The organism is Streptomyces sp. CoH27 (assembly GCF_020181035.1).
Classification (GTDB): Bacteria; Actinomycetota; Actinomycetes; order Streptomycetales; family Streptomycetaceae; genus Streptomyces; species Streptomyces camelliae.
Map to the genome: position 1 here is coordinate 306,814 of NZ_JAIQYY010000003.1, position 24,885 is coordinate 331,698.

Here is a 24,885-nt window from a genome sequence, read left to right on the forward strand (position 1 = left end):
AGTCCAGGCGCGGCAGCGCCATGGTGTCGTCCTCCGCGGTGAGGTCGACGGTCACCGGCTCAGCGGACGGCTTGCGGACCGGCTGAAGGGAGGGACGGGCGCGGACGGGCAGCTGCTCCGCGGTCGATATGGCAGGCTCCGCGGTCACCTCGGCGGGGCCGCGCTCCACCGCCTGCACCTCGACCTGCCGGCCGCCCCGGCCCACGAAACCGCGGTGGCCCCGGCTGATGGCCTTCAACTGGGCGCGCTCGATGCGCTGCTGGTCGCGCCGGCGCTGGCGGGTCTCCTCCTTCTGCCGCTTGTCCTCGCGGACCTCCTCGACCGCCTCGTCCAGGCTGCGCACGCCCTCCAGGAGCATCAGCGACCAGGCCCGGTAGGTCTCGCGAGGAGCCCGCAGCCAGCGCACGATCCGGATCTGCGGCAGCGGACGCGGCACCAGGCCCTGCTCGCGCAGCGCGGCCCGGCGGGTCTGCTTCAGAGCCCGGTCGAACAGGACGGCCGCCGACAGCGACATGCCGGAGAAGAACTGCGGAGCACCCGCGTGCCCGGCACCCCGGGGCGCGTGCACCCAGTTGAACCAGGCCGCCGCCGCGGCGAACATCCACACGAGTATCCGGGAGCCGAGGGCCGCGTCACCGTGGCTGGCCTCACGCACGGCGAGCACGGAGCAGAACATTGCCGCGCCGTCCAGGCCGAACGGCACCAGGTACTGCCAGCCGCCGGTCAGCCCCAGGTTCTGTTCGCCGAAGCCGACGAGGCCGTGGAAGGACAGGGCGGCCGCGACGGCCGCACAGCAGAACAGGAGCACGTAGGAGGCCGTGCCGTAGATGGCCTCCTTGCGCCGCCGGCGCTCCTCGCTGCGCTCCCACGAGTCGTCCGCGCTCGCGTTCTCCCCGGAGGAGCGCTTGCCGCGCGCGAGCACCGCCACCGCCGCCAGCATGCCCAGGAGCAGTACGGCGCCCGGAAGCAACCAGTTCAGCGATATGTCGGTCAGTCTCATCAGGGGTCCCTTGCATTGGGATAGGGCGTAACGCCCGCCATAGTGGCCCACTCCCGACGGCCCTCAGGGGGTTTCGGGGCAAGAGGCCGCCAAGAAAGTGCAAGGGGATGCCCAGGACGGCGTTCTGCTCGAACTGCCGCATGAGGGGCGGGAGTTGAGTTCGAATAAGACTACCCGTACGGGTGGTTCCTCGGAAAGTTCCTGCGGCACGTGAGGAAGTTGTGAATTCTCTGTCCGGGAGCCGGTCCGAGGCCGGGTGGTCCGCCGGTGATGATCTTAGTGGACGCGCGGTGAGACATGCGCCACGGGAGGGCGGGTGAATTTGCACCGTCGGGTCGTGCGCCTAAGGTGCTTGACGGACAAGTAACAACTCGTCGTTAATGACCCAAGTGCCGACAAGCCGCCAGGAGGATCCCGTGGACCCCGTGAAGCAGGTCACGCAGGGCTCCGCGCGGGTTCCCGCACAGACGCGCGCCCTCGCGGCCCCGGACGGCACGCGGGAGCGGGAGACCGCCCGGCCCGGCGCCCGGGGCGAGCACACGCACAGTGAGCGGCCGGTTCCGCAGCCGCGGGTGGCCGTGCAGCGTTCCTCGGTGCGCGGGCAGATCCTGGACGCGCTGCGGACGGCGCTGGTCACCGGCGAGCTACGGCCGGGTGAGGTGTACTCGGCGCCGGTGCTCGGCGACCGCTTCGGGGTCTCGGCGACGCCCGTGCGGGAGGCCATGCAGCAGCTCGCCCTGGAGGGTGCCGTCGAGGTCGTGCCCAACCGCGGCTTCCGGGTCGTCCAGCGGGGCGCGCGCGAGCTGGCCGAGCTGGCGGAGGTGCGCGCGCTCATCGAGGTGCCGGTGATGCTGCGGCTCGCCCGTACGGTGCCGGCCGCGCGGTGGGCCGAACTGCGTCCGCTGGCGGAGGAGACGGTACGGGCGGCGGCAGCCGGCTGTCCGGCGACGTACGCGGAGTCCGACCGGGCCTTCCACGGGGCGCTCCTCTCCCTGTCCGGCAACGAGCAGCTGGTCCGCACCGCGACCGACCTGCACCGCCGCTCCCAGTGGCCGCCGGTGCGCAGGGCTCGGGGGTACCTGGTCGCCGACGCGGCGGAGCACATGGCGCTGCTGGAGGCGTTGATCGCCGGGGATGTGGATGTGGTGCGGGGGCTGGTGGCGGAACATTTCGCGGGCGCGAGCTGAATCGTTGCCGGTACCGAGGCCGGCCGGGGGCCGGGTCGCTTGCCGGCGCGTGCCGGGTGCCTCTCCCACGCTCGACCGCGCTCGCGCGGGGGACCCCCATCGCCCACCCTCCCCGACTCTCGGCTTCGCTTCGAGCGGGGGACCCCCCATCGCCCCAGCGGCACGACTGCCCGCAGCCGCGAGCGCCCCGAACCGGCCCCTACGCCGTAGCCACCCCCGGAGCCGGTGGAGTCAGTTGCCTCGCCAGCCAGGTCGGGACACCCCCCAGCAGCCGGAACAGCCGCCGTGCCTCCTCCCGCAGCCGGGACGCCTCCGGCTCGGACTCCGTGTCGGCCAGGGAGGCCAGTGCGGGGGCCGTGCCGACCAGGTAGCCCAGTTCCTCCCTGATGCGCAGGGACTCGGCGAAACCGTGCCGCGCCTCCGCCAACTCGCCGTCGCGCAGGGCGAGTCCGGCGAGGTGGCGCCAGGTGAAGGACAGCAGCAGCGGGTCGGCGTGCGCGGTGGCGCCCGCGTGGGCCCGCCGGTAGGCCGCGCGGGCGGCCTGCGGGGAGCGGGTGAGGTTCTCCGCCAGCAGGCCCCGGCGGAAGTCCAGCAGGGCCCGGCCCGCCGAACCCGGAGGGATCAGCGCCGCCGCCCGGCCCAGTGCCGCCCGCGCCTCGTCCGCCCGGTCCCGCACCCCGTGCAGCGTCGCCGCGTAGGCGAGCTGCCCGCGTTCGCAGGCCGCGGCGCCCCGTTCCTCGTCGGTGTGCGCGACCGCCTCCGCCGTCCGCAGGGCGTCCTCCGCCTCCGCCCAGCCGCGCTCGGTGTACAGACACCGTTCGACCAGCAGCGCGACCCGCTGCAGGGCCGCCCCGGGGGTGTCCGGCGGCAGCAGGGCCGCCGCGTCCGCCCAGCAGGCCCGCGAGCGCAACCGCCACACCGCGGTCTGGAGCGGATCGTCACCGGCGGTCGTTCCGTTGCCAGACATGGCGGAGTGCGCCACGTTGCCCTCCCCGAGCACGCCATCGAGCTTTGAGTGGTGGCGGCATTCCAGCACCGATCGCCCGGCCGGGCCAAGGGGGTGGGTGAAACTTTTCACAAAGTAGTGGAGTGCGGGCGTGACCGGGTTCGGCCCCGCGCGCCCCCGCTGACCTCAGCTCATGCGCAGGGCGAGGAAGAAGTCGAGCTTGTCCTCCAGGCGCGAGAGGTCCCGTCCCGTCAACTGCTCGATCCGGCCCACCCGGTAGCGCAGCGTGTTGACGTGCAGGTGGAGCCGGGTGGCGCAGCGGGTCCAGGAGCCGTCGCAGTCGAGGAACGCCTCCAGGGTGGGGATCAGCTCGGCGCGATGGCGGCGGTCGTAGTCCGTCAGAGGGTCGAGCAGACGGGCCGTGAACGCGCGGCGGACGTCGTCCGGGACGAAGGGCAGCAGCAGGACGTGCGATGCCAGTTCCTGGTGGCCGGCCGCGCAGACCCGGCCGGGGCGGGCGGCCGCCACCCGGCGGGCGTGCCGGGCCTCCTCCAGCGCGCCGCGCAGCCCCTCCGCGGAGTGCACGGCCGCGCTGACACCGAGGGTGAGCCGGCCGTCGTCGTCCAGGCCCGCCGACAGTGGCTCGCGCACCGAGCGCAGCAGGGCGTCGGCCAGCAGCCCGGTCTCCGAGCCGTCGTGCTCGGAGGAGACGGCGGGCAGCGGGACCAGGGCGATCGCCTCGTCGCCGGTGTGCGCGACCGCGATCCGGTCCGAGGGTTCCGGGCCTGTCGCCAGCGGGTCGACCAGCACTTCCTCCAGCAGCGACTGGGCGACCGGCCCGCCCTCGACGCTGTCGCCGTCCCACTCCACGCGGGCCACCACGACCTGCCAGTGCGGGGCCGCGCCGAGGCCGGGCAGCAGCACCGGGGCGGCCACGCGCAGCCGGGCCGCGATCTCGGCGGGCGCAGCGCCCGTCTGGACCAGCTCCAGCACCTCCTGGGCGAGCCGGCGCCGCACCGTGCGGGCCGCCTCCCGGCGGTCCCGCTCCACGGCGATCAGCTGGGTGACGCCCTGGAGCAGGTCCATGCGCTCCTCGGGCCAGTCGCCGGCGTCCGCCTCGACGGCCAGCAGCCAGTCCGACAGGACCGTCTCGCGCACATCGCGGGCGGCCTGCGGGGAGCGGCCGGAGGAGCGGATCGGGAACAGCGAGTACGTCACGGAGCCCAGCAGGACGCGGTACGGGCCGCGCCGGCCGGTGCGGGTGGCGGCCAGGTGCTCGGCGGCCAGCTTCGCGCAGGTCTCCGCGGGCAGCTCGGGGCCCGCCTCCTTGGAGCCGGCGATCATCCGGCCGGTGGGGGAGAGCACCCAGGCGCGCAGGTCCAGGTCGGTGCCGAGCAGGTCCAGGACCACGTCCGGGCCGCCGCCCGCCGGGCCCGAGGTCATCATCCGCCGGTGCCGGTCCACCACGGCGGCCAGGTCCCCGGCGCGCTCGCCGGAGACCTGCCGGACGACGTATTCGGTGATCGTCGCGAAGGCCACCGACTCGTGCACCGCGAACAGCGGCAGCCGGTGCCGGGCACAGGCCAGCACCAGGTCGTCCGGCACATCGCCCAGCTCGGCCTCGCCGGCCGCGAGCCCGGCCACGCCGGCCTGCACCAGGATGCGGACGAAGGGCTCGGAGTCCGCGGCGTCCCGGCGCCAGGCCAGGCCCGTCAGCACCAGTTCGCCGCCCGAGAGGTAGCGGCTCGGGTCGCGCAGGTCGGTGGTCATGACACCGCGGACCTGGCGGTCCAGCTCGTCCTCGCCACCGAGCAGCCGCAGGCCCAGCGCATCGGTGTCCAGAAGTGCGCGCAGCCGCATCTCGTCGCCGCCGTTCTTTGTCTCGAAACCTACGATGGATCTTGGAGGGTGACGTGGGAAGGGCCCGGCACGGGGCCGCACAGGGCGCTCTCCAGGGTCTCGTCGCCGTTTCCTGCGTTTCTCCAGGAAATCGGTGAGGTAACCGATGGCCTCCGTTCATACGAATCTACAAGATGACCTCCGTGGCCAGCCAACTCCTTCATGGTTTCGGTGACTGACCCCGCCGGAGTACGGGGCGGTGTACTGAGTCCACTGCGCGTTAACAGGACATGAACGAGCCGGGCCCGCCGCACACGGATTGGCTCAATCTGAACGACCCACGAGACGAAGAAGAGAGCCGGTCATGGACTTCCTTCGCCCCGCCAGCTGGGAGGAGGCGCTCGCCGCGAAGGCCGAGCACCCCACCGCTGTGCCGATTGCGGGTGGCACCGATGTGATGGTCGAGATCAACTTCGACCACCGCCGGCCCGAGTACCTGCTCGACCTCAACCGCATCGGCGACCTCTACGAGTGGGAGGTCGGCGAGGAGAGCGTACGGCTGGGTGCCTCCGTCCCGTACACGAAGATCATGCAGAATCTCCGTGCCGAGCTGCCCGGCCTCGCGCTCGCCTCGCACACGGTCGCCTCCCCGCAGATCCGCAACCGCGGCGGCGTCGGCGGCAACCTCGGCACGGCCTCGCCCGCCGGTGACGCCCACCCCGCCCTCCTCGCGGCCGGCGCCGAGGTCGAGGTGGCCTCGGCGGCCCGCGGCACCCGGCTCATCCCGATCGACGCGTTCTACACGGGCGTCAAGCGCAACGCGCTCCAGCCCGACGAGCTGATCCGCGCCGTGCACGTGAAGAAGGCCGATGGCCCGCAGCAGTACTCCAAGGTCGGCACCCGCAACGCCATGGTCATCGCCGTGTGCGCCTTCGGTCTCGCGCTGCACCCCGAGACCCGCACCGTGCGCACAGGCATCGGCTCGGCCGCGCCCACGCCGGTGCGGGCCAAGGCCGCCGAGGAGTTCCTGAACGCGGCGCTCGACGAGGGCGGCTTCTGGGACAACGGAAAGATCATCACCCCGTCGGTCGCCAAGCAGTTCGCGGACCTGTGCTCCGCCGCCTGCAACCCGATCGACGACGTCCGGGGCACCGCGAGCTACCGCCGCCACGCGGTCGGCGTGATGGCCCGCCGGACGCTGACCTGGACCTGGGAGTCGTACCGCGGCGCCCGCCGCGCATCTGAGGGAGCTGCGTAATGCGCGTCAACTTCACCGTCAACGGACGTCCGCAGGAGGCCGACGACGTCTGGGAGGGCGAGTCCCTGCTGTACGTCCTGCGCGAGCGCCTCGGCCTGCCGGGCTCCAAGAACGCCTGTGAGCAGGGCGAGTGCGGCTCCTGCACCGTCCGCCTGGACGGCGTGCCGGTCTGTTCCTGCCTGGTCGCGGCCGGCCAGGTCGAGGGCCGCGACGTCGTGACCGTCGAGGGCCTCGCGGACTTCGCCCAGCAGCGCGCGTGCGGCGATTCCTGTGGCTCCAAGGGCACCTCGCTGGACGAGGCCAAGCAGTGGCAGGCCAAGGGCACCGACTCGCAGACCGGCGAGGGCACCGAACTGAGCCCCATCCAGCAGGCGTTCATCGACGCCGGCGCCGTCCAGTGCGGCTTCTGCACCCCGGGTCTGCTCGTCGCTTCCGACGAACTCCTGGAGCGCAACCCGAACCCGTCCGACGCGGACATCCGCGAGGCACTGTCGGGCAACCTGTGCCGCTGCACGGGCTACGAGAAGATCATGGACGCGGTCCGCCTGGCGGCCGCCCGGCAGGGAGAGGCGGTCTGACCGTGCCCACCAACGGCGCTCCCACCAAGATCACCCAGGGTTCCCAGACCAAGGGCGGCATCGGCGAGTCCACGCTCCGCCCGGACGGCACCCTCAAGGTCACCGGCGAGTTCGCGTACTCGTCCGACATGTGGCACGAGGACATGCTCTGGGGCCAGATCCTGCGCTCCACCGTCGCCCACGCCGAGATCCTCTCGATCGACACCGGCGAGGCCCTGGCCACCCCCGGTGTCTACGCGGTCCTGACGTACGACGACCTGCCCACCGAGGTGAAGAACTACGGCCTGGAGATCCAGGACACCCCGGTCCTCGCCCACGGCAAGGTACGCCACCACGGCGAGCCGGTCGCGCTCGTCGCCGCCGACCACCCGGAGACGGCCCGCCGCGCCGCCGCCAAGATCAAGGTCGAGTACAAGGAGCTGCCCGTCATCACCGACGAGGCCTCCGCGACCGCGCCGGACGCGATCCTCGTCCACGAGAACCGCGACGACCACCACTCGGGCCATGTCCCGCACCCGAACATCGTGCACCGCCAGCCGATCGTCCGCGGCAACGTCGAGGAGGCGCGCAAGCGGGCCGACGTGATCGTCGAGGGCGAGTACACCTTCGGCATGCAGGACCAGGCCTTCCTCGGCCCCGAGTCCGGTCTCGCCGTCCCCGAGGAGGACGGCGGCGTCCACCTCTACATCGCCACCCAGTGGCTCCACTCCGACCTGCGCCAGATCGCGCCCGTCCTCGGCCTGCCCGAGGAGAAGGTGCGCATGACGCTGGCCGGCGTCGGCGGCGCGTTCGGCGGCCGCGAGGACCTGTCGATGCAGATCCACGCCTGCCTGCTCGCGCTGCGCACCGGCAAGCCGGTGAAGATCGTCTACAACCGGTTCGAGTCCTTCTTCGGGCACGTCCACCGCCACCCGGCGAAGCTCTACTACGAGCACGGCGCCACGCGCGACGGCAAGCTGACCCATATGAAGTGCAAGATCGTCCTGGACGGCGGCGCCTACGCCTCCGCCTCCCCGGCGGTCGTCGGCAACGCCTCGTCCCTGTCGGTCGGCCCGTACGTGATCGACGACGTCGACATCGAGGCCATCGCCCTCTACACCAACAACCCGCCCTGCGGCGCCATGCGCGGCTTCGGCGCGGTCCAGGCGTGCTTCGCCTACGAGGCACAGATGGACAAGCTGGCGAAGAAGCTCGGCATGGACCCGGTGGAGTTCCGGCAGCTCAACGCCATGGAGCAGGGGACCATCATGCCGACCGGGCAGCCGGTCGACTCCCCGGCCCCGGTCGCCGAACTGCTGCGCCGCGTCAAGGCGATGCCGCTGCCGCCGGAGCGCCAGTGGGAGTCCAGCGAGGGCGCCGACGTACGGCAGCTGCCCGGCGGTCTGTCCAACACCACGCACGGCGAGGGCGTCGTACGCGGCATCGGCTACGCGGTCGGCATCAAGAACGTCGGCTTCTCCGAGGGCTTCGACGACTACTCCACCGCCAAGGTCCGCATGGAGGTCATCGGCGGCGAGCCGGTCGCGACCGTGCACACCGCGATGGCGGAGGTCGGCCAGGGCGGTGTCACCGTCCACGCGCAGATCGCCCGCACCGAGCTCGGCGTCACCCAGGTGACCATCCACCCGGCCGACACCCAGGTGGGCTCGGCGGGTTCGACCTCGGCCTCCCGGCAGACGTACGTCACCGGCGGCGCCGTGAAGAACGCCTGCGAGCTGGTCCGCGAGCGGGTGCTGGAGATCGGCCGGCGCAAGTTCGGCTCCTACCACCCCGCCTGGGCCACGGCCGAACTCCTGCTGGAGGGCGGCAAGGTCGTCACCGACGGCGGCGAGGTCCTCGGCGACCTGGCCGACGTCCTGGAGGACGAGAGCGTCGAGATCGAGGCGGAGTGGCGGCACCGGCCGACCGAGGCCTTCGACCTGCGCACCGGCCAGGGCAACGGCCACGTCCAGTACTCCTTCGCCGCCCACCGCGCGGTCGTCGAGGTCGACACCGAGCTCGGCCTGGTCAAGGTCATCGAACTGGCCTGCGCCCAGGACGTCGGCAAGGCGCTCAACCCGCTCTCCGTCGTCGGCCAGATCCAGGGCGGTACGACCCAGGGCCTGGGCGTGGCGGTGATGGAGGAGATCATCGTCGACCCGAAGACCGCCAAGGTCAGGAACCCCTCCTTCACGGACTACCTGATCCCCACGATCCTCGACACGCCGACCATCCCGGTCGACGTGCTCGAACTCGCCGACGAGCACGCCCCCTACGGGCTGCGTGGCATCGGCGAGGCCCCGACCCTGTCGTCCACCCCGGCCGTCCTCGCGGCGATCCGGAACGCGACCGGGCTGGAGCTCAACCGCACTCCGGTACGGCCCGAGCACCTCACGGGAACCGCGTAACACCGAAAGCTCTCCGGGCGGCGCAGGGAACGTCACACACTCCGCCGCGCCGCCCGGAGGAACCCCCTTTGAGTTCCGCTCCGCTCGCGGTCCTTGAAGTACCAGGAAATTCGTTCGTCTCGGGCCGTCCCCCGGGTCGTCCATTCCCAAATCCCGTACCTGTCAGGGCAGTTGTACGGGTGCCCCTGTGAACCTTGGGAGATGGCACCATGACCCAGCAGTCAGTGGAGCCCAGGACCGCAGCCGACGACGCGGGCGATGGCAGCCGCGTCCCGGCCGGAAGGTCCTGGCTCGACCGGTACTTCCACATATCCAGAAGAGGATCCTCGATCGCGCGTGAGGTGCGCGGCGGCATCACCACCTTCATGGCGATGGCGTACATCCTCCTGCTCAACCCGCTCATCCTGTCCGGCAAGGACGTCCACGGCGACACGCTCGGCCAGAAGGCACTGATCACCGCGACCGCGCTCGCCGCCGCGTTCACCACACTGCTGATGGGCTTCGTCGGCAAGGTGCCGCTCGCGCTCGCCGCCGGCCTGTCCGTCTCCGGCGTGCTGTCCTCGCAGGTCGCCCCCAACATGACCTGGTCGCAGGCCATGGGCATGTGCGTGATGTACGGCGTGGTCATCATGCTGCTGGTCGTCACCGGCCTGCGTGAGATGATCATGAACGCGATCCCGCTCGCGCTCAAGCACGGCATCACCATGGGCATCGGCCTGTTCATCGCGCTCATCGGTCTCTACAAGTCCGGTTTCGTGCACAAGGGCGAGGCCACCCCGCTCAGCCTCGGTCCGGCGGGCCAGCTCACCGGCTGGCCGGTGCTGCTCTTCGCCGGCACCCTGCTGCTGATCTTCATGCTCCAGGCCCGGAACATCCCCGGCGCCATCCTCATCGGCATCGTCTCCGGCACGATCGTCGCCGCGGTCCTCAACGGCCTCGGCGTCATCGACCCCAAGCAGTGGGCCAACGGCGCCCCCGAACTGCACGGCAGCGCCGTGTCGATGCCCGACTTCTCACTCCTCGGGCACGTCGAGTTCGGCGGCTGGGGCAAGGTCGGCGCGATGACGATCGCCATGATCGTCTTCACCCTCGTCCTCGCCGGCTTCTTCGACGCGATGGCCACCATCATCGGCGTCGGCACCGAAGCCGAGCTGGCCGACGACAAGGGCCGGATGCCCGGCCTGTCCAAGGCGCTGTTCATCGACGGCATGGGCGGTGCGATCGGCGGTGTGGCGGGAGGCTCCGGCCAGACCGTCTTCATCGAGTCGGCGACCGGCGTCGGTGAAGGCGCCCGCACCGGCCTCGCGTCCGTGGTGACGGGCCTGTTCTTCGCGGCCTGCCTGTTCTTCACCCCGGTCACCGCGATCGTCCCGCCGGAGGTCGCCTCCGCCGCCCTGGTCGTCATCGGCGCCATGATGCTGATGAACGCCCGGCACGTGGACTGGGCCGACCGCGCCACCGCGATCCCGGTCTTCCTGACCGTCGTCCTGATGCCGTTCACGTACACCATCACCACCGGTGTCGCGGCGGGCGTCATCTCCTACGCCGCCATCAAGACCGCCCAGGGCAAGGCCCGCGAGATCGGCGCCTTCATGTGGGGCCTGGCGGTCGTCTTCCTGATCTACTTCGCCCTCCATCCCATCGAGGCCTGGCTCGGCGTGCACTAGCCGCCAAGGCCCCGTCATCCGCAACCCGTGAGGAGACCGACAGATGCTGGACATCGCCGAAGAGCTGAACCGGTGGGTCGAGCAGGGCCGTGACTTCGCCGTCGCCACCGTGGTGGCCGTCGGCGGCAGCGCGCCGCGCCAGCCCGGCGCCGCCCTCGCGGTGGACGCCGACGGCACGGCCATCGGGTCGGTCTCCGGCGGGTGCGTGGAGGGCGCCGTGTACGAGCTGTGCCAACAGGCGCTCGACGACGGGGAAACCGTCCTCGAACGCTTCGGCTACAGCGACGAGGATGCCTTCGCCGTCGGCCTGACCTGCGGTGGAATCATCGACATCCTCGTCACACCGGTCCGGGCGGACGGTCCCGCCCGGCCGGTGGTCGCCGCCGCGCTGGCCGCCGCCGCCCGTGGGGAGGCGGCGGCGGTCGCGCGGATCACGGACGGCCCGGCCGAGCTGCGGGGCCGGGCCCTCCTGGTCCGCCCCGACGGCTCCTACGACGGCGGTTTCGGCGCCCACCCCGAACTGGACCGCACCGTCGCCGCCGAGGCCGGCGCCTTCCTGGACGCGGGCCGCACCGGCATCCTGGAGATCGGCGAACAGGGCTCGCGCTGCGGCGCCCCGCTCACGGTCCTGGTGGAGTCCTCCGTCCCCGCCCCCCGCATGATCGTCTTCGGCGCGATCGACTTCGCCTCGGCACTGGTCCGCGTCGGCAAGTTCCTCGGCTACCACGTCACCGTGTGCGACGCCCGCCCGGTGTTCGCCACGAGGACCCGCTTCCCGGACGCCGACGAGATCGTCGTCGAGTGGCCGCACACGTACCTGGAGCGCACGGAGACCGACGGCCGCACGGTCCTCTGCGTCCTCACCCACGACGCCAAGTTCGACGTACCGCTGCTTCAGCTGGCCCTGCGGCTGCCCGTCGCCTACGTCGGCGCGATGGGCTCGCGCCGCACCCACCTCGACCGCAACCGGCGCCTGCGCGACATCGGCGTCACCGAACTGGAACTGGCCCGCCTGCGCTCGCCCATCGGCCTCGACCTCGGCGCCCGTACGCCGGAGGAGACGGCCCTGTCGATCGGCGCGGAGATCGTCGCGAACCGGCGCGGCGGCAGCGGGGCCTCGCTGACCGGCGCGCACACCCCGATCCACCACGACACGGCGTCCCGGCCGGACGGGCTGATCGGATCGGTGGCCTGAGAGAGCGCAGGAAAACGGTTTGCGGGGCGATGCCGGGCCCGGTTTGCATGAAGGCATGGTGCCCTCCGACCGACTGGCGGCCTTCGCGCTGCTGTCCCTCCTCCTCATCGTGGTGCCCGGCCCCAGCGTGCTGTTCGTGGTGGGGCGCGCCCTGGCCCACGGCCGCCGGGCCGCGCTGATCACCGTCGCCGGCAACACGCTCGGCGCGTACGTGCTCGTCGCGGTCGTCGCGCTCGGCATCGGCTCGATCGTGGAGCGCTCGCTGCTCGTCTTCACCGCGCTGAAGCTCGCGGGCGCCGCCTACCTCGTGTATCTCGGCGTGCGCGCCTGGCGGCAACGCGGCTCGCTGCGGGCCTCGTTCGCGGAGCCGGGCGGTCCCGGGCACGGTGCTGTGCGCACCTTCCGGGAAGGTTTCGCGGTCGGTGTGGCCAACCCCAAGACGACGGTCTTCTTCGGCGCGGCGCTGCCGCAGTTCGTGGACCGCGGGCTGGGACACGTCCCCGCGCAGATGCTGCTGCTCGGGCTCGTCTTCAACGCCATCGCGCTGGCCTCCGACAGCGTCTGGGGGCTGGCCGCCTCCGCCGCGCGCGACTGGTTCGCCCGCTCACCGCGCAGGCTGTCCGCCGTGGGTGGGGCCGGCGGGCTGACCATGATCGGGCTGGGGGTGACGGTGGCGGTGACGGGGCGCAAGGACTAGCGATGCATGTCCCCGCGTAGCACTGCATGTCCCCGCGCCCCTCCGGGGTGCTCACGCCCGCCGGAGCAGATGGTTCACCGCGCGCCCGAACATCACCCGCGCCGTCCGCTCCAGCACGCCGTCGAAGCCACGCGGCAGCCACCGCACCCGCAACTCCTCCCGCCACACCACCCGGGTACGGCCCCCGGGCCCCGGCCGGACCTCGATCTCGGCCCAGCCCAGGACCGTCCGGCCCCGCTTCTCCAGGCGGCACAGGCCTGCCTCCCCGTCGGCGGGCGGGCACCAGAGCGTGACCTCCATGACGTCGTCGAAGGCCAGCGGGCCGATGCCGGAGCGGGCCACGAAGCGTGTGCCCACCTGGGTCGGCGGGGGCGTGAGCACCCTGATCCGGGTCAGCGGGACCGCGTCGGCGTGGCGGGGCCACTCGGTCAGCCGGCGCCACGCCTCGTCGAGCGGGAGCGGGGCCGTGCGGGTGAAGGAGAAGGTCGGCACGGCATGATCGTAGGGGCCCGTGGCGGGCGTCAGGGACGGTACACCTTGCCCGGTTCCGCCTTGCCGGGCGCCAGCAGCTGAGGCACCGTCACGAAGACATAGCCGCGTTCCTTCAGCGCGTCGACGATGCCGGGCACGGCGGGCACGGTGCCGGGGTAGATGTCGTGCAGCAGGATGATCCCGTCCCGGGACGACTGCTCCAGGACCCGCTTCTTGATGAGCGCGGAGTCATTGGTCGTGTAGTCCTTGGCCGTCACGCTCCACAGCACCTCCGCCAGGCCCTCCTCCTTGGCGATCCTGTGCACGTCGGAGTCCGTACGGCCCTGCGGCGGGCGCATCAGCGTGGGCCGGTGCCCGGTGAGCCGCTCGATCGCGTCGTCGGGGCGCTTGAGCTCGTCGCGTATCTGCGCGTCCGAGATCTTCGTCAGGATCTTGTGGTCCCAGGTGTGGCTCGCCACCTCGTGGCCCTCGGCCGCCATCCGCTTGACCAGCTCGGGGTACTTCTCGATGTGGTTCTTGCCGAGCAGGAAGAAAGTGGCCGGGACCTTCTTCTCCCTGAGGATGTCGAGCAGTCGCGCGGAGTTCTCGCTGGGCCCCGCGTCGAAGGTGAGCGCGATGCACTTGGCCTTGCGGCAGTCGACGGTCCCGAACGTCGCCGGTGTCCCCTTCGCCGCCGCGGCCCGTGCGGTGCTCGGTGCGGTCGTGTCGACCTGGGCGCAGCCGGAGAGCGCGAGCGCGAGGCATACGGTGGCGGAGGCGAGCGCGGCGGGACGCAACCTTCGGGTGGTCTCGCGCATCTTCCTCGGCGCACGCTTCGGGTTCGGGATCTTGCCGGTCCACAGAGACATGCCTGCACTATACACGCAGTGTATAGCTCTGGTGTGTGCATGCCTCCGGTGGTGTCGGCCGGAGGAGCACCATGGAAGGAGGGGCTCCGCGGAGGAGGACCAGCCATGCGTTACCGGGACCGTGCCGAGGCCGGGCGGGCACTGGCCGGACTGCTGGTCGGCCTGTGCGAACGGGAGGGGCTCGCCGATCCGCTCGTGCTCGCGCTGCCGCGGGGCGGCATCGCCGTCGCCGAACCGGTGGCCCGGGCCCTCGACGCCCCGCTCGACGTGCTGGTCGTCCGCAAGATCGGCGCCCCGCACCATCAGGAGTTCGCCGTCGGCGCGCTCGCCGCGGGCGACCCGCCCCTCTTCGACGCCGGCACCCTCGACATGCTCGGCCTCACCGAGGAGTCGATGGCGCCGGCGGTCGAGCGTGAGCGGCAGGAGCTGCGCCGCCGCGAGGAGCGCTACCGCGGCGACCGTCCGCCCCCGGACCCGGCCGGGCGTACGGTGATCGTGGTCGACGACGGGCTGGCCACCGGGGCCACCGCCCGCGCGGCCCTGCGCCACGTCCGGCGCCGCCGGCCCGCGCACCTCGTGCTCGCCGTACCCGTCGGTGCCCCCGACTCACTGGACCGGCTCGCGCCCGAGGCCGACACCGTCGTGTGCCCGTACCGGCCGGCCGGCTTCGCCGCCGTGGGCCAGTGGTACGAGGACTTCGAGCAACTCACCGACGCCCAGGTACTCGAAGCACTCCACGCCCAGCACTGAGACACCCGCCGGCCGGCTCTGCGGGGGCACCGGCACGGAGCCGGCTCCCGTCGTGGCCGGCACCGGCACGACGTTCGGTGCCGCCGTTTCGCGGGCGGGGTCACCGGTTCGCGGTGCGGGCCGGGGGCGCCCGCACCGAGTCCGCCCTCACGGCTCGTGGGTGGCGCTCGCGCCGAGTCGGCGCCTGTCATGGGCAGCACCGGCACGGAGCCCGCTGCCGTCGGTTCGCGGGCGGCACCGGTGTCGGGGCCGCTCCCGGCGGTGTGCGGGTACAGCAGTCGTCCCTTGTTCGTCCCGGTTCCCGCGTCTCGGCAACGCCCCCGTGCACACCAGTAGTACCGGGCCGGTACGCGGAGTAGCTTGGTGGCCATGACGCGCACGGGGGAGCGAGCCGTCACAACGCGGTTACGGATGCCGTCCTGGATCGCCCGCATCGAGGCGCCGGACGGGCAGGTGCTCGGTGCGGGGGTGCTGCTCGCCCGCGACCGGGTGCTCACCGCCGCCCATGTCGTGAGTCCCGGCCGCCGTTATACCGTCCGCCTGGTCGGAGTGCGCGGCCTGGACCCCGTACCCGCCACGGTCCATGCGGACGAGCATGTGCCGCAGCGCGAGGACAGCCTCGGCAGCAGCAGCGGCGACCTGGCCCTGCTGCGCCTGGACCGGCCCCTGCCCGACGGCCATGCCACCCGGCTCCACCGACTCGCCGTGCCGTACGGCGAGGTGAGCATGTACGGCTTCCCGGACGGCGACGACGGCGGCCGCTGGCACGGCGCCACGCTGGAAGCCCCCCGTGGCCGCGACAGCCAGGTGCAGTTGCGCCCGCTGAGCCCCGGCGAACTGGCCGCCCCCGGCTTCAGCGGCGGCCCCGTGGTCGACCACGCGACCGGCCGGGTCATCGGCATCGTGCTCAGCGTGGACGAAGGAACCCCCTCCGCCTTCAGTTACATGAGCCCCACCGAGACCATCCTCAGCCATCTGCCGCAGGTCGCCGCCTGGACCGACGGCGCCGAAGCCGTCGACCCCAGGCTGCGCACCGGTGCCCGGGCCGCGTCCGGCGCGCTCGACGTGCGGTTCGCCACCGAACTCGCCTCCTGGTTCCGGGGCGAGGGCTGGCCGGTCCTCGTCACCGTCGTCCCCGACCGCAGCGACCGCGCCTGGACCCTGAACCGGGCCGTCACGCTCGCCGACCGGGAGCTGCGTACCGACCGCAACGCCAGTGTCTTCAGCCACGACCCGCCCGAGACCGTGCCCCCGGCCGGCGCGCACGATCTCGCGCTGGACGTCAAGGAGCTCACCGCGGCCGACGTCATGGACCGCGTCGCCGCCCGCCTGGGCATCGGCGACGACCCCCGGCCCGAACGGCTCGGCGCGCTGCGCGTCCCGCTCGCCGCCGTGCTGGTCGGCGTCGACGAGGCCGCCGAACCCGGTGCGCTGCTCGGCCTGCTGGACCGGCTCGCCCGGCAGGGCGCCCGGCTGCTGCTGGTCTTCCGCCGCCAGGGGGAACGCGCCGACCAGGCGGCCGAGCTGCTCGTGGGCCGGCCGCTGTACGACCGCTGGGTCCGGCTGCACGCCGAACTGGACCGGATCGTCGAGGAGTTGGGCCCGGCCCTGGACCGGCTGCGGGACCGGGTGCTGCCCGGCCCCGGCTCCCGGCAGCTGGTCGAACGGGCCGAGGGCGGGGTACGGCGCACCCGGATGCTGCGCGCCTGGGTCGCCCACACACCGGATCGCGAACGCGAACCCGCGCGCGTCGGCCTGCTGTTCACCTTCGAAGAGGCCGCCGACCGCCGCCGGCAGCGTCTGGAGCAGGCGATCGGCCTGCTCGACACCCGCCTGCACCGCCGCGAGGAACTCCTCGGCCGGGTCAGCGCGGAGTGGCCCCTGTGCCGGCAGCGGGCGGCGGAGGCGCCGGGCCGGCCGGGGGAGCCGATGCCGTACGGCTCGTCGGAGGCGCCGGGCCGGGACAAGCCTGGAGACCTGGGCCGTACCGGCCCGTCCTCGCCCGGCGACCGGATCATGGAGGCGTACCAGCTCTACGAACACGCGCTGGCCCTCCTCCGGCACACCCCCTGCGACCTCGAACGAGCCGAGGCGGCCGTCAACCGCTTCATCACCTTCTGCTCGGGCACGGCACCGACATCCGGGAACCCGGCCGGGACAGCGGAGGACAGGGGTACGACGCCGGCCGCCTCGCCCCCCGGAAACCGGGGCAGGGAAGCCGGCCACCCGGCCCCCGGACGCCCGGCGCCCCCGGATCACCCGGCCCGGGCCCTCGATCACCCGACCCCGCCCCCGGACCGTCCGGCCTCATCCCCGGACCTCACTCCACCCCCACCCCAGCGAACACCGGTCCGCGGTCACCCCGCCCCCGGACACCCGGCGCCATCACCCCGTACTCCCCGCCCAGGAGAGGAGAGCCCGTCGTGACCTCATGCATCCGGCCCGGGTGTGCGGGCCACATCATGGCGACCGGTTACTGCGACACCTGCGGGCACCGGCACATCGAGCCGCGTGCCGTGCCGGCCGTGCGGGCGCCGCGGGCCGAGCCGTCGGTCCCGGCCGGCGGGGCCGGGGGTGAGGAGAGACACGGGCCGTCGGCCGTGCACGCTGTCGCCGGGGTCGGGGAACTCGATCAGCACGGGCTCGTCGTACTCCCCGACGTACCCGTTCCCGATCACGTGCTCGTGGCCGATCCGCGCCCGCCGACGGGCGGCCGCCGCTGCGGGGCGAACGGCTGCACCATGACCGTCGGGGTCGGTTACGGAGGGCAGCCCGCCCGCGCCACCGGCCGGTGCCCGCGCTGCGGTACGGGGTACTCGTTCCTGCCGCAGCTGGACAAGGGCGACGTGGTCGCGGATCACTACCGCGTCCTCGGCTGTCTCGCCCGCGGCGGCCTCGGCTGGATCCATCTCGCCGAGGACACCCGCGCCGACGGCCACCGAGTCGTCCTCAAGGGCCAGATCAACGTCCACGACGCCCTCGCCCGCCTGGGCGCCGTCGAGGAACGCCGCTCCCTGACCGATCTGCACCACCCGGACATCGTCCGCATCATCACCTACGCCGACCACCGCGCCCCCGGGCGCACCCCCACCGGCTACCTCGTCATGGACTACATCGGCGGCCGCTCCCTGCAGCAGCTCTTCGACTCCGACGACGCCGAGCGGATCTTCCACGGCCGCCCCCGTCTCGACCACGTCCTCACCTACGGCTGCAAGATCCTCGGTGCCCTTCAGTACATGCACGAACGCGGGCTGCTCTACTGCGACATGAAGCCCGCCAACGTCATCCACTTCGGCCGGGCGGTGAAGGTCATCGACCTCGGCGCGGTCCGCGCGATCGGCGACCGCACCTCCGCCTACGTCTACACGGCCACGTTCGCCCCGCCGAAGGAGGAGATCGACCGGCGCGGCTGGCACGTCGACAGCGACCTCTACACGGTCGGCATGACCCTCCAGGCCCTGGCCCGCGGCACCGAACCGGCCCGCGGGCTCGCCCCCGACTCCTTCCGCCGGATCGTCGACCGCGCCACCCACGCCGAGCCCGCCGCCCGGTTCCGCACGGCGGCCGAGATGTCCCGCCAACTGTGGGAAGTGCTGCGGGAGTTCCGCTCGCTGCAGTTCGGCGAGCAGCTGCCGGAGAGCTCCACCCGGTTCCGCGCCACCGGCGCCAGCCTCGACGCCGGCCTCGGCGCGATCCCGGGCCTGGACCACTGGACCCGCCGGCCCGGCGAGCGGCCGCTCGGCCTCGACGTCTCCCCGCCGTCCGCCGCCGAGGTCGCCGGTGCCCTGCCGGAACCGGTCCCCGACCCCGCCGACGGCGCCGCCCTGCTGCTGGACACCTTCCCGCCCGACGCCCCCGACCGGGTCGCCCGGCAGTGGCCCCGCGAGTCCCGCCTCGGCACCCCCGAGACCGCGCTGTGGCTGTGCCGCGCCTACCTCCGACGCGGCGAACAGCAGCAGGCCGTCGGCTGGCTCGCCGAGGCCGAGACCCAGCTCGGCGAACGGGCCGCCGCCTACGACTGGCGCATCGCCTGGCACCGCGGCGTCCTCCACCTCAGCAAGGGCGAAGTCCCTCAGGCCGGCGTCCACTTCGACACCGTCCACCGGGCGCTGCCCGGCGAGTACGTCCCCAAGCTGGCCCTCGGCTACTGCGCCGAGCACGCGGCCGGCAGCGGGGGAGACCCCGACGCCGTACCCGATGCCGACGCCGCGTACGCCCGCGCCATGCGGTTCTACGAGGCCGTGTGGAAGCGGGACTTCGCGCACACCGCCGCCGCGTTCGGGCTGGCCCGGGGCCATCTGGCCGGCGGCGACCGGGACGCGGCCGTACGCGTCCTGGACGACGTCCCCGCCACCTCCCGCCATCACGACGCCGCCCGGATCGCCGCCGTCCGTGTCCGCGCCGGCCTGCTGCACGGGCGCCCGCCCGCACCGGCCGACCTGCGCGACGCGGCCCGGCGGCTGCCCGAGCTGCGCCTGGACGGCGGCGCCGCCGACGGCGAGTCCCGGGCCCGGCTGGCCGCCGAGGTCCGTGAGAACGCCCTGCACGGCCGGCCCGGTCCGGGCTGGGGACCGGAGTTCCCGGCCGGGGACCTGCTCGGGCCCGGAGACGAGGACAGCCTGCGGGGTCTGCTGGAGCACTCCTTCCGGCAACTGGCCGCACAGGCCCGCACCGCCGCCGAACACGGCCGGCTGCTCGACCTGGCCCACGCGGTCCGGCCGATGACCACCTTCTGACGACCGACTGTCCGTGCAACGCCAGTGACGACCTGGGGGACGACGACGATGACCGGGGCCCGGCAGATCGAGGTGACCCTCGCGGTCGGCCAGCAGAAGGAACTGCCCGTCGCGCCGCCCCCCGCGGGAGGGGCCGGCCGGGAGATGCACGCCATCCTGGAGATCGGCGTCCGCAGCCACGGCGGCCCGGGACTCGCCGCCACCGCCCCCGGCGGGGCCGCGGGGCCCGCGCTCGCCGAGGTGCTGATCGTCGACACCTCCCGCTCCATGCTCCATCCCGCCGCCAAGCTGCACGCCGCGAAGGACGCCACCGTCGCCGCGGTCCGGCTGCTGCCCGAGGGCACCGCCTTCGCCGTGCTCTCCGGGCGGTTCGACGCCACCGTGGTCCACCCCGGCCCCGGCGGCGCGCCGATGGCCGTCGCCGGGCCCGCCGAACGGGACGCCGCCGAGCGGGCCGTACGGATCCTGGACGCGGACGGCGGCACCGCCATCGGCATGTGGCTCGATCTGGCCCGGAGGCTGCTGAAGCAGCAGTCCGCCCCCGTCAAGCACGTCCTGCTGCTCACCGACGGACGCAACGAGCACGACCACCGGGCCGACATGACCCTCCAGACCGCCCTGGACGCCTGCGAGGGCCGGTTCGTCTGCGACGCCTGGGGCATCGGCGACGACTGGGACGCCGAGCTGCTGCTGCGCATCACCCGGCGGCTGCACGGCCGCGCCGGAGCGGTCCGCGACGCGTCCGAACTGACCGCCGCCTACGAGGAGTTGATGCAGGGTCTGCTCGGTACCGCGGTGCCCGAGCTGCGCATCAGACTCACCCCCACTCCCGGCACGGTGATCCGCCGGGTCACCCAGGTGGTGCCCGGCGAGCAGGAACTGACCGCCGTCCGGGCCGGTTCCGCCGGGCGCGGCATCGAGTACGTCACCCGGGCCTGGGGCGACGAGGTACGGCACTTCCAGGCCGTGCTGAGCGCCGACCCGACCGGCCGGGAGACCGGCGAGGACCTGCAACTGGCCGCCGTCGAGGTCGTCGTACCCGACGTCGGCCGCCCGGTACGGCTGCCCCCGCCGCGGCCGATCCTGGTGCGCTGGACCGACAACCCGCTCGACGCCTCCCGGCGGCATCCCGGGGTGCGCCGGCACGAGCTGTACCAGCAGGCGAGCGCCGCCGTCGCCGAGGCCTACCGGGCCTGGCTGCGTGGTGCCGACGGCCGGGCGGCGGCGGACCGCGCGCTGACCCGGGCGCTGGCCCTGGCCGGCGAGCTGGACGACGCCCAGTTCCTCGGCGCGCTGCGGCGCATCGAGGACAAGGGGGAGAGCGGGGACGGCGCCGGGAACGGCGGGAGCGACGGACGCGGCACGGGACGGGTCCGTGCCGGTCTGAAGGACGTCGACTGGCAGCACCTGATCCTCTCCAGTGCCATGACCACCCCGCCCCAGCCGCCCGCCTCCGGCCCGCCACCCGCGACCCCGCCCGGCGCCGATCCGGCGCAGGAGGGCGGCCCCGACCCCGACTGCCTGGTCGAGTGCCCGGAGTGCGGCTGGCTCGGCCCGGCCGACTCGCTCTACTGCGGAGGGGACTGCGGCCGTCCCCTGAGGGGATCGCCCACATGACCCCCGACCCCACCACCCCACGCCCCGGCGGCCCCTACGGCACCCCGGCCTCCGGCCCGCCGCCCACCGCGCGCGCGACGGACCCGCACGGCACACCGGCCCCCGACACCCCTGCCCCCGGCACGCCGGCCGCCGCCCCGCGGACCGGTCCGCACCGCGCCGGCCACCTCCGCGCGTCCGCCCCCGCCCGCCCGCTCCGCCCCCAGGGACCCCTGGACCGTATCGTCCGCCCGCTCCACCCCCTCCTCCCCGGCCGGCGTCCGCCCGCCGGGGCCGGTCCCGGGGCCAGTACCACCGCCCACGACCTCTCCGTACGCCACCGTCTGCTGCTGGTCCTGTCGGCGCTGCTGACGCTGTCCCTGTTCCTGTCGTACGAAGGGGTGCACGGCGACGCCGACCCGCTGCGTACCTCCAGCGCGCCGGCCGTGCTGTCCATCGACACCGCGCTGTACGCGCTCGACCAGGCGCAGCGGGACGCCGGGGCGGCGGCGCCGACCAGTGACTTCCAGAAGCAGATCTCGGTGGCCGCGCAGAGCCTCGCGGCCGCCGCCGGGGACGGCGTCGGCGGGCCGGCGGGCCGGCAGGCGCTGCAGACCGTCGCCGGGCTGATCACGGTGTACGCCGTCAAGGTCCAGCAGGCCCAACTGCAGCCCGCGGACAGCGTGTTGCGCGAGGCCTACCTCAGCTACGCCACCAGCGTGCTGACCGACCAGGGCTCCGGGATCCAGGCCCGGCTGACCGGCCTGCGGGCCCAGCAGCGGGCCGCGGTGCACGGCCAGAGCTCGTTCGGGGCGTGGCTGTGGTGCGGCTGGACCGTGACCCTGCTGCTCGCCGTCGCCCTCGCCGCGGCCCTGCTGGAGACCCAGCTCTTCCTGCGCCGCCGCTTCCGCCGCCGGTACAACCGCGCCCTGCTCGCGGCGGGCACCCTCCTCACGGCCTGGGTGGTCACCGCGCTGCTGTTCACGGTGTGGACGCACCGGGGCATGGCGCGCACCCGCACGCTGCTCGACCGCCCGCTGACCGGGCCGCTCATCACCGACGCGGGGCGGAACACCGCCTCGTACCTCGCCCACACCGGCTTCCGCGCGTCGGCCGCGGTGTGGATCCTGATCGGAGGCATCCTGCTCATGGCCCTCGCCGAGACCGGACTGCGGCGGCACATCGACGACTACCGGTTCAGGCCCCGGTGAGCGCCCCGACCGGCGGCCCCGCGCAAGCCGCGCCCGCCCCGCGCCGCAGCCGGCCCCGCATCCGCGTCCGCACCCGTACCGTCGCCGTGCTGGCCGGCTGCCTGATCCTGCTGGCCGCCGCCCTCGTCGCCGGGGTGCGCACCCTCCGGCAGGAGCCGACCGTCACTCTGCTGGCCAACTGGACCGGCACCGACGAGCAGGACTTCCGGGACGCGGTGCTGAAGCCGTTCGAGCGCAGGCACCACATCCACGTCGACTACCAGGGCAGCTCCGCCGAGAGCGAGGTGCTCGGCGCCGACGTCGAGGCCGGGACCCCGCCCGACGTGGTGGTGCTGACCGGGCCCGGCGAACTCGCGGCCTACGCCCGGCAGGGGCAGCTGAAGCAGGTCGACGATCTGCTGCCCCGGCCCGGGTTCGGCGCGTCCTGGACCACACCGCTGGACGGGCACGTGTACTGGTTCCCGTTCAAGGCCGACCTGAAGAGCCTCGTCTGGTACCCGGCCGGCACCAGCGCACAGCAACTGGCCGTGGCCGCGACTCGACCCGGGCAGTGGTGCCTCGGCATGGGCTCCGGGGCGACCAGCGGCTGGCCCGGCACCGACTGGATCGAGGACATCCTGCTCCAGCGGTCCGGCCCGGACGTCTACCAGCGCTGGGCGCGCGGCGAACTGCCCTGGCAGTCGACGGAGGTGAAGGAGGCCTGGACGACCTGGGGCCGCATGGTGGGAGCGGGAGGCGACCCGGCCCTGGTGCGCCGGGCGCTGAAGACGCCGTACCAGGACGCGTCCGAGCCGGTCACCCGTACCCCGCGCGGCTGCACACTGGAGCACCAGGCGTCGTTCATCCGCAACCAGGACGCCTGGAAGCGGGTGGACGGCCGGTACGTGCCCTCCGCCCGGCTGATCCCGGGGGCGAGGGCCGACGACGCCTGGCTGGTCTCCGGCGACCTGGTCGCCCTGCTGCACGACACCTCACCGGCCCGGACGCTGATCCGCTACCTCGCCTCGGCCGACGCCCAACGGGCCTGGAGCGCCCGGGAGTTCAGCTTCTCGGTCAGTCCCGAGGCGCAGCCCGCCCCCGGCGCCGGCGGCACCGCCTGGCACCACGCCCTCGCCACGACCCTCCTCGACGACCGCGCGGTGCACTGCTTCGACGGCTCCGACGCGATGCCGCCCTCGGTGCGCGACGCCTTCGCCGAGGCGACGATCGAGTACCTCGCCCACCCCGACCACCTCGACGCCCTGTTGAAGAACCTCGACTCCCTGCGCCAGACCCACGGCCTGACCTGGCTCCAGTCGGTGTGCGACCGCACGTCGTGATCCGCCCCGCATCCGGCCGAAGTAGGACATGATCTGTCCTCGTGCCGGGCTAGCGTGCGGGCATGACGAAGAGCGGCGCCCCAGTCCTCAGCATCCGCGCGCTGAACCGCGCGACCCTGGCCCGGCAGCTTCTGCTGCGCCGCTCGGCGCTGTCCCCCCGGGACGCGGTGCGCCACCTGGTCGGACTCCAGGCGCAGAACACCGAGCCCCCGTACTACGCGCTCGCCGCCCGCCTCGACGCATGCGCGCCCGAGGAGCTCTCCGGGCTCATGGCCCGGCGCGCGGTCGCCCGCATCGCCACGCTGCGCTCCACGCTGCACACCCACACCGCCGAGGACTGCCTCGCCCTCCGGCCGTTCGTCCAGCCCGCCCGGGACCGGGAACTGGGCGTCTTCCGCGCGGGGCTCGCCGGAGTCGACCTCGGCCGGCTGGCCGCGCTCGCCCGCGAACTGGTCGAGGCCGAACCGCGCACCATGGCCCAGCTGCGCGCGGCCCTCGGCGCCGAGTGGCCCGGGGCCGAGCCGCGCGCCCTCGCGATCGCCGCCCGCTGCACGCTGCCCCTGGTCCAGGTCACCCCGCGCGGGCTGTGGGGCCGCGGCGGACAGGTGGCCCTCACCACCGCCGAGCACTGGCTGGGCCGCCCCGCCGGGCCCGCCGCCGACCCGGAGACGGTCGTGCGGCGCTATCTGGCCGCCTTCGGCCCGGCCTCGGTGAAGGACATGCAGACCTGGGCAGGACTCACCCGGCTCCGCCCCGTCTTCGAGCGGCTGCGCCCGGACCTGCTCACCTTCCGGGACCCGAACGGGGTCGAGCTGTTCGACCTGCCCGAGGCACCGCGCCCCGATGCGGACACCCCGGCCCCGCCCCGTTTCCTGCCCGAGTACGACAACCTGCTGCTCTCCCACGCCGACCGCACCCGCGTCGTACCGCCGGAGCACCGGGGCCGCACCGCGCAGGGCAACCAGGCCTTCCGCACCCTCCTGATGGACGGTTTCCTGGCCGGGCTGTGGAAGCTTCGAGGCGACACCCTCGTCGTCGAGCCCTTCGGGGACCTGACGAAGGCCCAGCGGGAGGACGTGAGCGCCGAAGGCGCCCGGATGGCGGCGGTGATGTGCCCGGGGACGCCGTACGACGTCCGGTTCGGATCCGTCGTACGGCGCTGAGCGGCCCCCCGGCGGC

Annotated in this window: 19 protein-coding genes; 14 read left to right on the forward strand and 5 right to left on the reverse strand. The window is 73.5% G+C overall.

Annotated elements, in window-relative coordinates; translation table 11 throughout:
* Window positions 1–1,000, reverse strand: a 1,000-nt coding sequence (locus LE548_RS06630) for a DUF2637 domain-containing protein (RefSeq protein ID WP_225095702.1), incomplete at its 3' end; no start/stop codon positions are given.
* A 425-nt stretch (window positions 1,001–1,425) separates the two neighbouring features.
* Here LE548_RS06630 and LE548_RS06635 point away from each other — a divergent pair.
* Window positions 1,426–2,187 carry a GntR family transcriptional regulator gene (locus LE548_RS06635; protein WP_374116031.1) on the forward strand — a complete coding sequence of 254 codons (762 nt, stop codon included), beginning with the start codon at window positions 1,426–1,428 and terminating at the stop codon, window positions 2,185–2,187.
* Between the two features lie 199 nt (window positions 2,188–2,386).
* Here the strand turns inward: LE548_RS06635 and LE548_RS06640 are convergent, their stop codons facing one another.
* Both LE548_RS06640 and LE548_RS06645 read right to left on the reverse strand, forming a co-directional pair.
* Window positions 2,387–3,154, reverse strand: a complete 768-nt coding sequence (locus tag LE548_RS06640; protein ID WP_225095704.1) for a hypothetical protein — start codon at window positions 3,152–3,154, stop codon at window positions 2,387–2,389.
* A 165-nt stretch (window positions 3,155–3,319) separates the two neighbouring features.
* On the reverse strand, window positions 3,320–4,993 hold the full coding sequence (locus LE548_RS06645) for a PucR family transcriptional regulator ligand-binding domain-containing protein (protein WP_225095705.1): 1,674 nt from the start codon (window positions 4,991–4,993) through the stop codon (window positions 3,320–3,322).
* 343 nt (window positions 4,994–5,336) lie between these two features.
* Between LE548_RS06645 and LE548_RS06650 the strand changes: the two genes are divergently transcribed.
* The 6 genes from LE548_RS06650 (at window position 5,337) to LE548_RS06675 (ending at window position 12,754) form a co-directional block, all read left to right on the forward strand.
* The gene (locus LE548_RS06650; RefSeq protein WP_225095706.1) at window positions 5,337–6,230 is read left to right on the forward strand and encodes a xanthine dehydrogenase family protein subunit M; all 894 of its coding nucleotides are present in this window, start codon (window positions 5,337–5,339) and stop codon (window positions 6,228–6,230) included.
* Complete coding sequence (locus tag LE548_RS06655) at window positions 6,230–6,808, forward strand: (2Fe-2S)-binding protein (protein ID WP_225095707.1); 579 nt, start codon at window positions 6,230–6,232, stop codon at window positions 6,806–6,808. The genes LE548_RS06650 and LE548_RS06655 overlap by 1 nt, the downstream gene beginning before the upstream one ends.
* 2 nt (window positions 6,809–6,810) lie before the next feature.
* On the forward strand, window positions 6,811–9,195 hold the full coding sequence (locus tag LE548_RS06660) for a molybdopterin cofactor-binding domain-containing protein (RefSeq protein WP_225095708.1): 2,385 nt from the start codon (window positions 6,811–6,813) through the stop codon (window positions 9,193–9,195).
* 209 nt (window positions 9,196–9,404) lie between these two features.
* Complete coding sequence (locus LE548_RS06665) at window positions 9,405–10,862, forward strand: NCS2 family permease (protein ID WP_225095709.1); 1,458 nt, start codon at window positions 9,405–9,407, stop codon at window positions 10,860–10,862.
* Between the two features lie 43 nt (window positions 10,863–10,905).
* A complete protein-coding gene (locus tag LE548_RS06670) occupies window positions 10,906–12,057 on the forward strand; it encodes an XdhC/CoxI family protein (RefSeq protein ID WP_225095710.1) in 1,152 nt (383 codons plus the stop codon).
* Window positions 12,058–12,112: 55 nt separating this feature from the next.
* Window positions 12,113–12,754, forward strand: a complete 642-nt coding sequence (locus LE548_RS06675; RefSeq protein WP_225095711.1) for a LysE family translocator — start codon at window positions 12,113–12,115, stop codon at window positions 12,752–12,754.
* 51 nt (window positions 12,755–12,805) lie between these two features.
* Here the strand turns inward: LE548_RS06675 and LE548_RS06680 are convergent, their stop codons facing one another.
* Window positions 12,806–13,246 (reverse strand): SRPBCC family protein, encoded by a 441-nt coding sequence (locus LE548_RS06680; RefSeq protein WP_225095712.1) that lies wholly within the window; start codon window positions 13,244–13,246, stop codon window positions 12,806–12,808.
* Window positions 13,247–13,275: 29 nt separating this feature from the next.
* Window positions 13,276–14,043, reverse strand: coding sequence for a polysaccharide deacetylase family protein (locus LE548_RS06685; protein WP_225095786.1), 768 nt, complete (start codon window positions 14,041–14,043; stop codon window positions 13,276–13,278).
* Window positions 14,044–14,199: 156 nt separating this feature from the next.
* Here LE548_RS06685 and LE548_RS06690 point away from each other — a divergent pair, with 156 nt between their 5' ends.
* From LE548_RS06690 to LE548_RS06720, 7 genes are all read left to right on the forward strand, one after another.
* Window positions 14,200–14,844 carry a phosphoribosyltransferase gene (locus LE548_RS06690; protein ID WP_225095713.1) on the forward strand — a complete coding sequence of 215 codons (645 nt, stop codon included), beginning with the start codon at window positions 14,200–14,202 and terminating at the stop codon, window positions 14,842–14,844.
* Window positions 14,845–15,213: 369 nt separating this feature from the next.
* Window positions 15,214–17,271, forward strand: a complete 2,058-nt coding sequence (locus tag LE548_RS06695; RefSeq protein WP_225095714.1) for a serine protease — start codon at window positions 15,214–15,216, stop codon at window positions 17,269–17,271.
* Complete coding sequence (locus LE548_RS06700; RefSeq protein ID WP_225095715.1) at window positions 17,268–19,580, forward strand: tetratricopeptide repeat protein; 2,313 nt, start codon at window positions 17,268–17,270, stop codon at window positions 19,578–19,580. Before LE548_RS06695 ends, LE548_RS06700 begins: the two co-directional genes overlap by 4 nt.
* 48 nt (window positions 19,581–19,628) lie before the next feature.
* A complete protein-coding gene (locus LE548_RS06705; RefSeq protein ID WP_225095716.1) occupies window positions 19,629–21,197 on the forward strand; it encodes a VWA domain-containing protein in 1,569 nt (522 codons plus the stop codon).
* The gene (locus tag LE548_RS06710) at window positions 21,194–22,387 is read left to right on the forward strand and encodes a hypothetical protein (protein WP_225095717.1); all 1,194 of its coding nucleotides are present in this window, start codon (window positions 21,194–21,196) and stop codon (window positions 22,385–22,387) included. The genes LE548_RS06705 and LE548_RS06710 overlap by 4 nt, the downstream gene beginning before the upstream one ends.
* A complete protein-coding gene (locus tag LE548_RS06715) occupies window positions 22,384–23,706 on the forward strand; it encodes an extracellular solute-binding protein (protein ID WP_225095718.1) in 1,323 nt (440 codons plus the stop codon). Before LE548_RS06710 ends, LE548_RS06715 begins: the two co-directional genes overlap by 4 nt.
* 62 nt (window positions 23,707–23,768) lie before the next feature.
* Window positions 23,769–24,869 carry a winged helix DNA-binding domain-containing protein gene (locus LE548_RS06720; RefSeq protein WP_225095719.1) on the forward strand — a complete coding sequence of 367 codons (1,101 nt, stop codon included), beginning with the start codon at window positions 23,769–23,771 and terminating at the stop codon, window positions 24,867–24,869.
* Window positions 24,870–24,885: the final 16 nt, after the last annotated feature.

Excerpts from the sequence above, each read along its gene's own strand:
- LE548_RS06675 (WP_225095711.1), top strand. The coding sequence starts at position 12,113 with ATGGTGCCCTCCGACCGACTGGCGGCCTTCGCGCTGCTGTCCCTCCTC.
- LE548_RS06710 (WP_225095717.1), top strand. The coding sequence starts at position 21,194 with ATGACCCCCGACCCCACCACCCCACGCCCCGGCGGCCCCTACGGCACC.
- LE548_RS06720 (WP_225095719.1), top strand. The coding sequence starts at position 23,769 with ATGACGAAGAGCGGCGCCCCAGTCCTCAGCATCCGCGCGCTGAACCGC.
- LE548_RS06665 (WP_225095709.1), top strand. The coding sequence starts at position 9,405 with ATGACCCAGCAGTCAGTGGAGCCCAGGACCGCAGCCGACGACGCGGGC.
- LE548_RS06670 (WP_225095710.1), top strand. The coding sequence starts at position 10,906 with ATGCTGGACATCGCCGAAGAGCTGAACCGGTGGGTCGAGCAGGGCCGT.
- LE548_RS06695 (WP_225095714.1), top strand. The coding sequence starts at position 15,214 with ATGACGCGCACGGGGGAGCGAGCCGTCACAACGCGGTTACGGATGCCG.
- LE548_RS06640 (WP_225095704.1), bottom strand. The coding sequence starts at position 3,154 with ATGTCTGGCAACGGAACGACCGCCGGTGACGATCCGCTCCAGACCGCG.
- LE548_RS06655 (WP_225095707.1), top strand. The coding sequence starts at position 6,230 with ATGCGCGTCAACTTCACCGTCAACGGACGTCCGCAGGAGGCCGACGAC.
- LE548_RS06645 (WP_225095705.1), bottom strand. The coding sequence starts at position 4,993 with ATGCGGCTGCGCGCACTTCTGGACACCGATGCGCTGGGCCTGCGGCTG.
- LE548_RS06705 (WP_225095716.1), top strand. The coding sequence starts at position 19,629 with ATGACCGGGGCCCGGCAGATCGAGGTGACCCTCGCGGTCGGCCAGCAG.
- LE548_RS06650 (WP_225095706.1), top strand. The coding sequence starts at position 5,337 with ATGGACTTCCTTCGCCCCGCCAGCTGGGAGGAGGCGCTCGCCGCGAAG.
- LE548_RS06690 (WP_225095713.1), top strand. The coding sequence starts at position 14,200 with ATGCGTTACCGGGACCGTGCCGAGGCCGGGCGGGCACTGGCCGGACTG.
- LE548_RS06685 (WP_225095786.1), bottom strand. The coding sequence starts at position 14,043 with ATGCGCGAGACCACCCGAAGGTTGCGTCCCGCCGCGCTCGCCTCCGCC.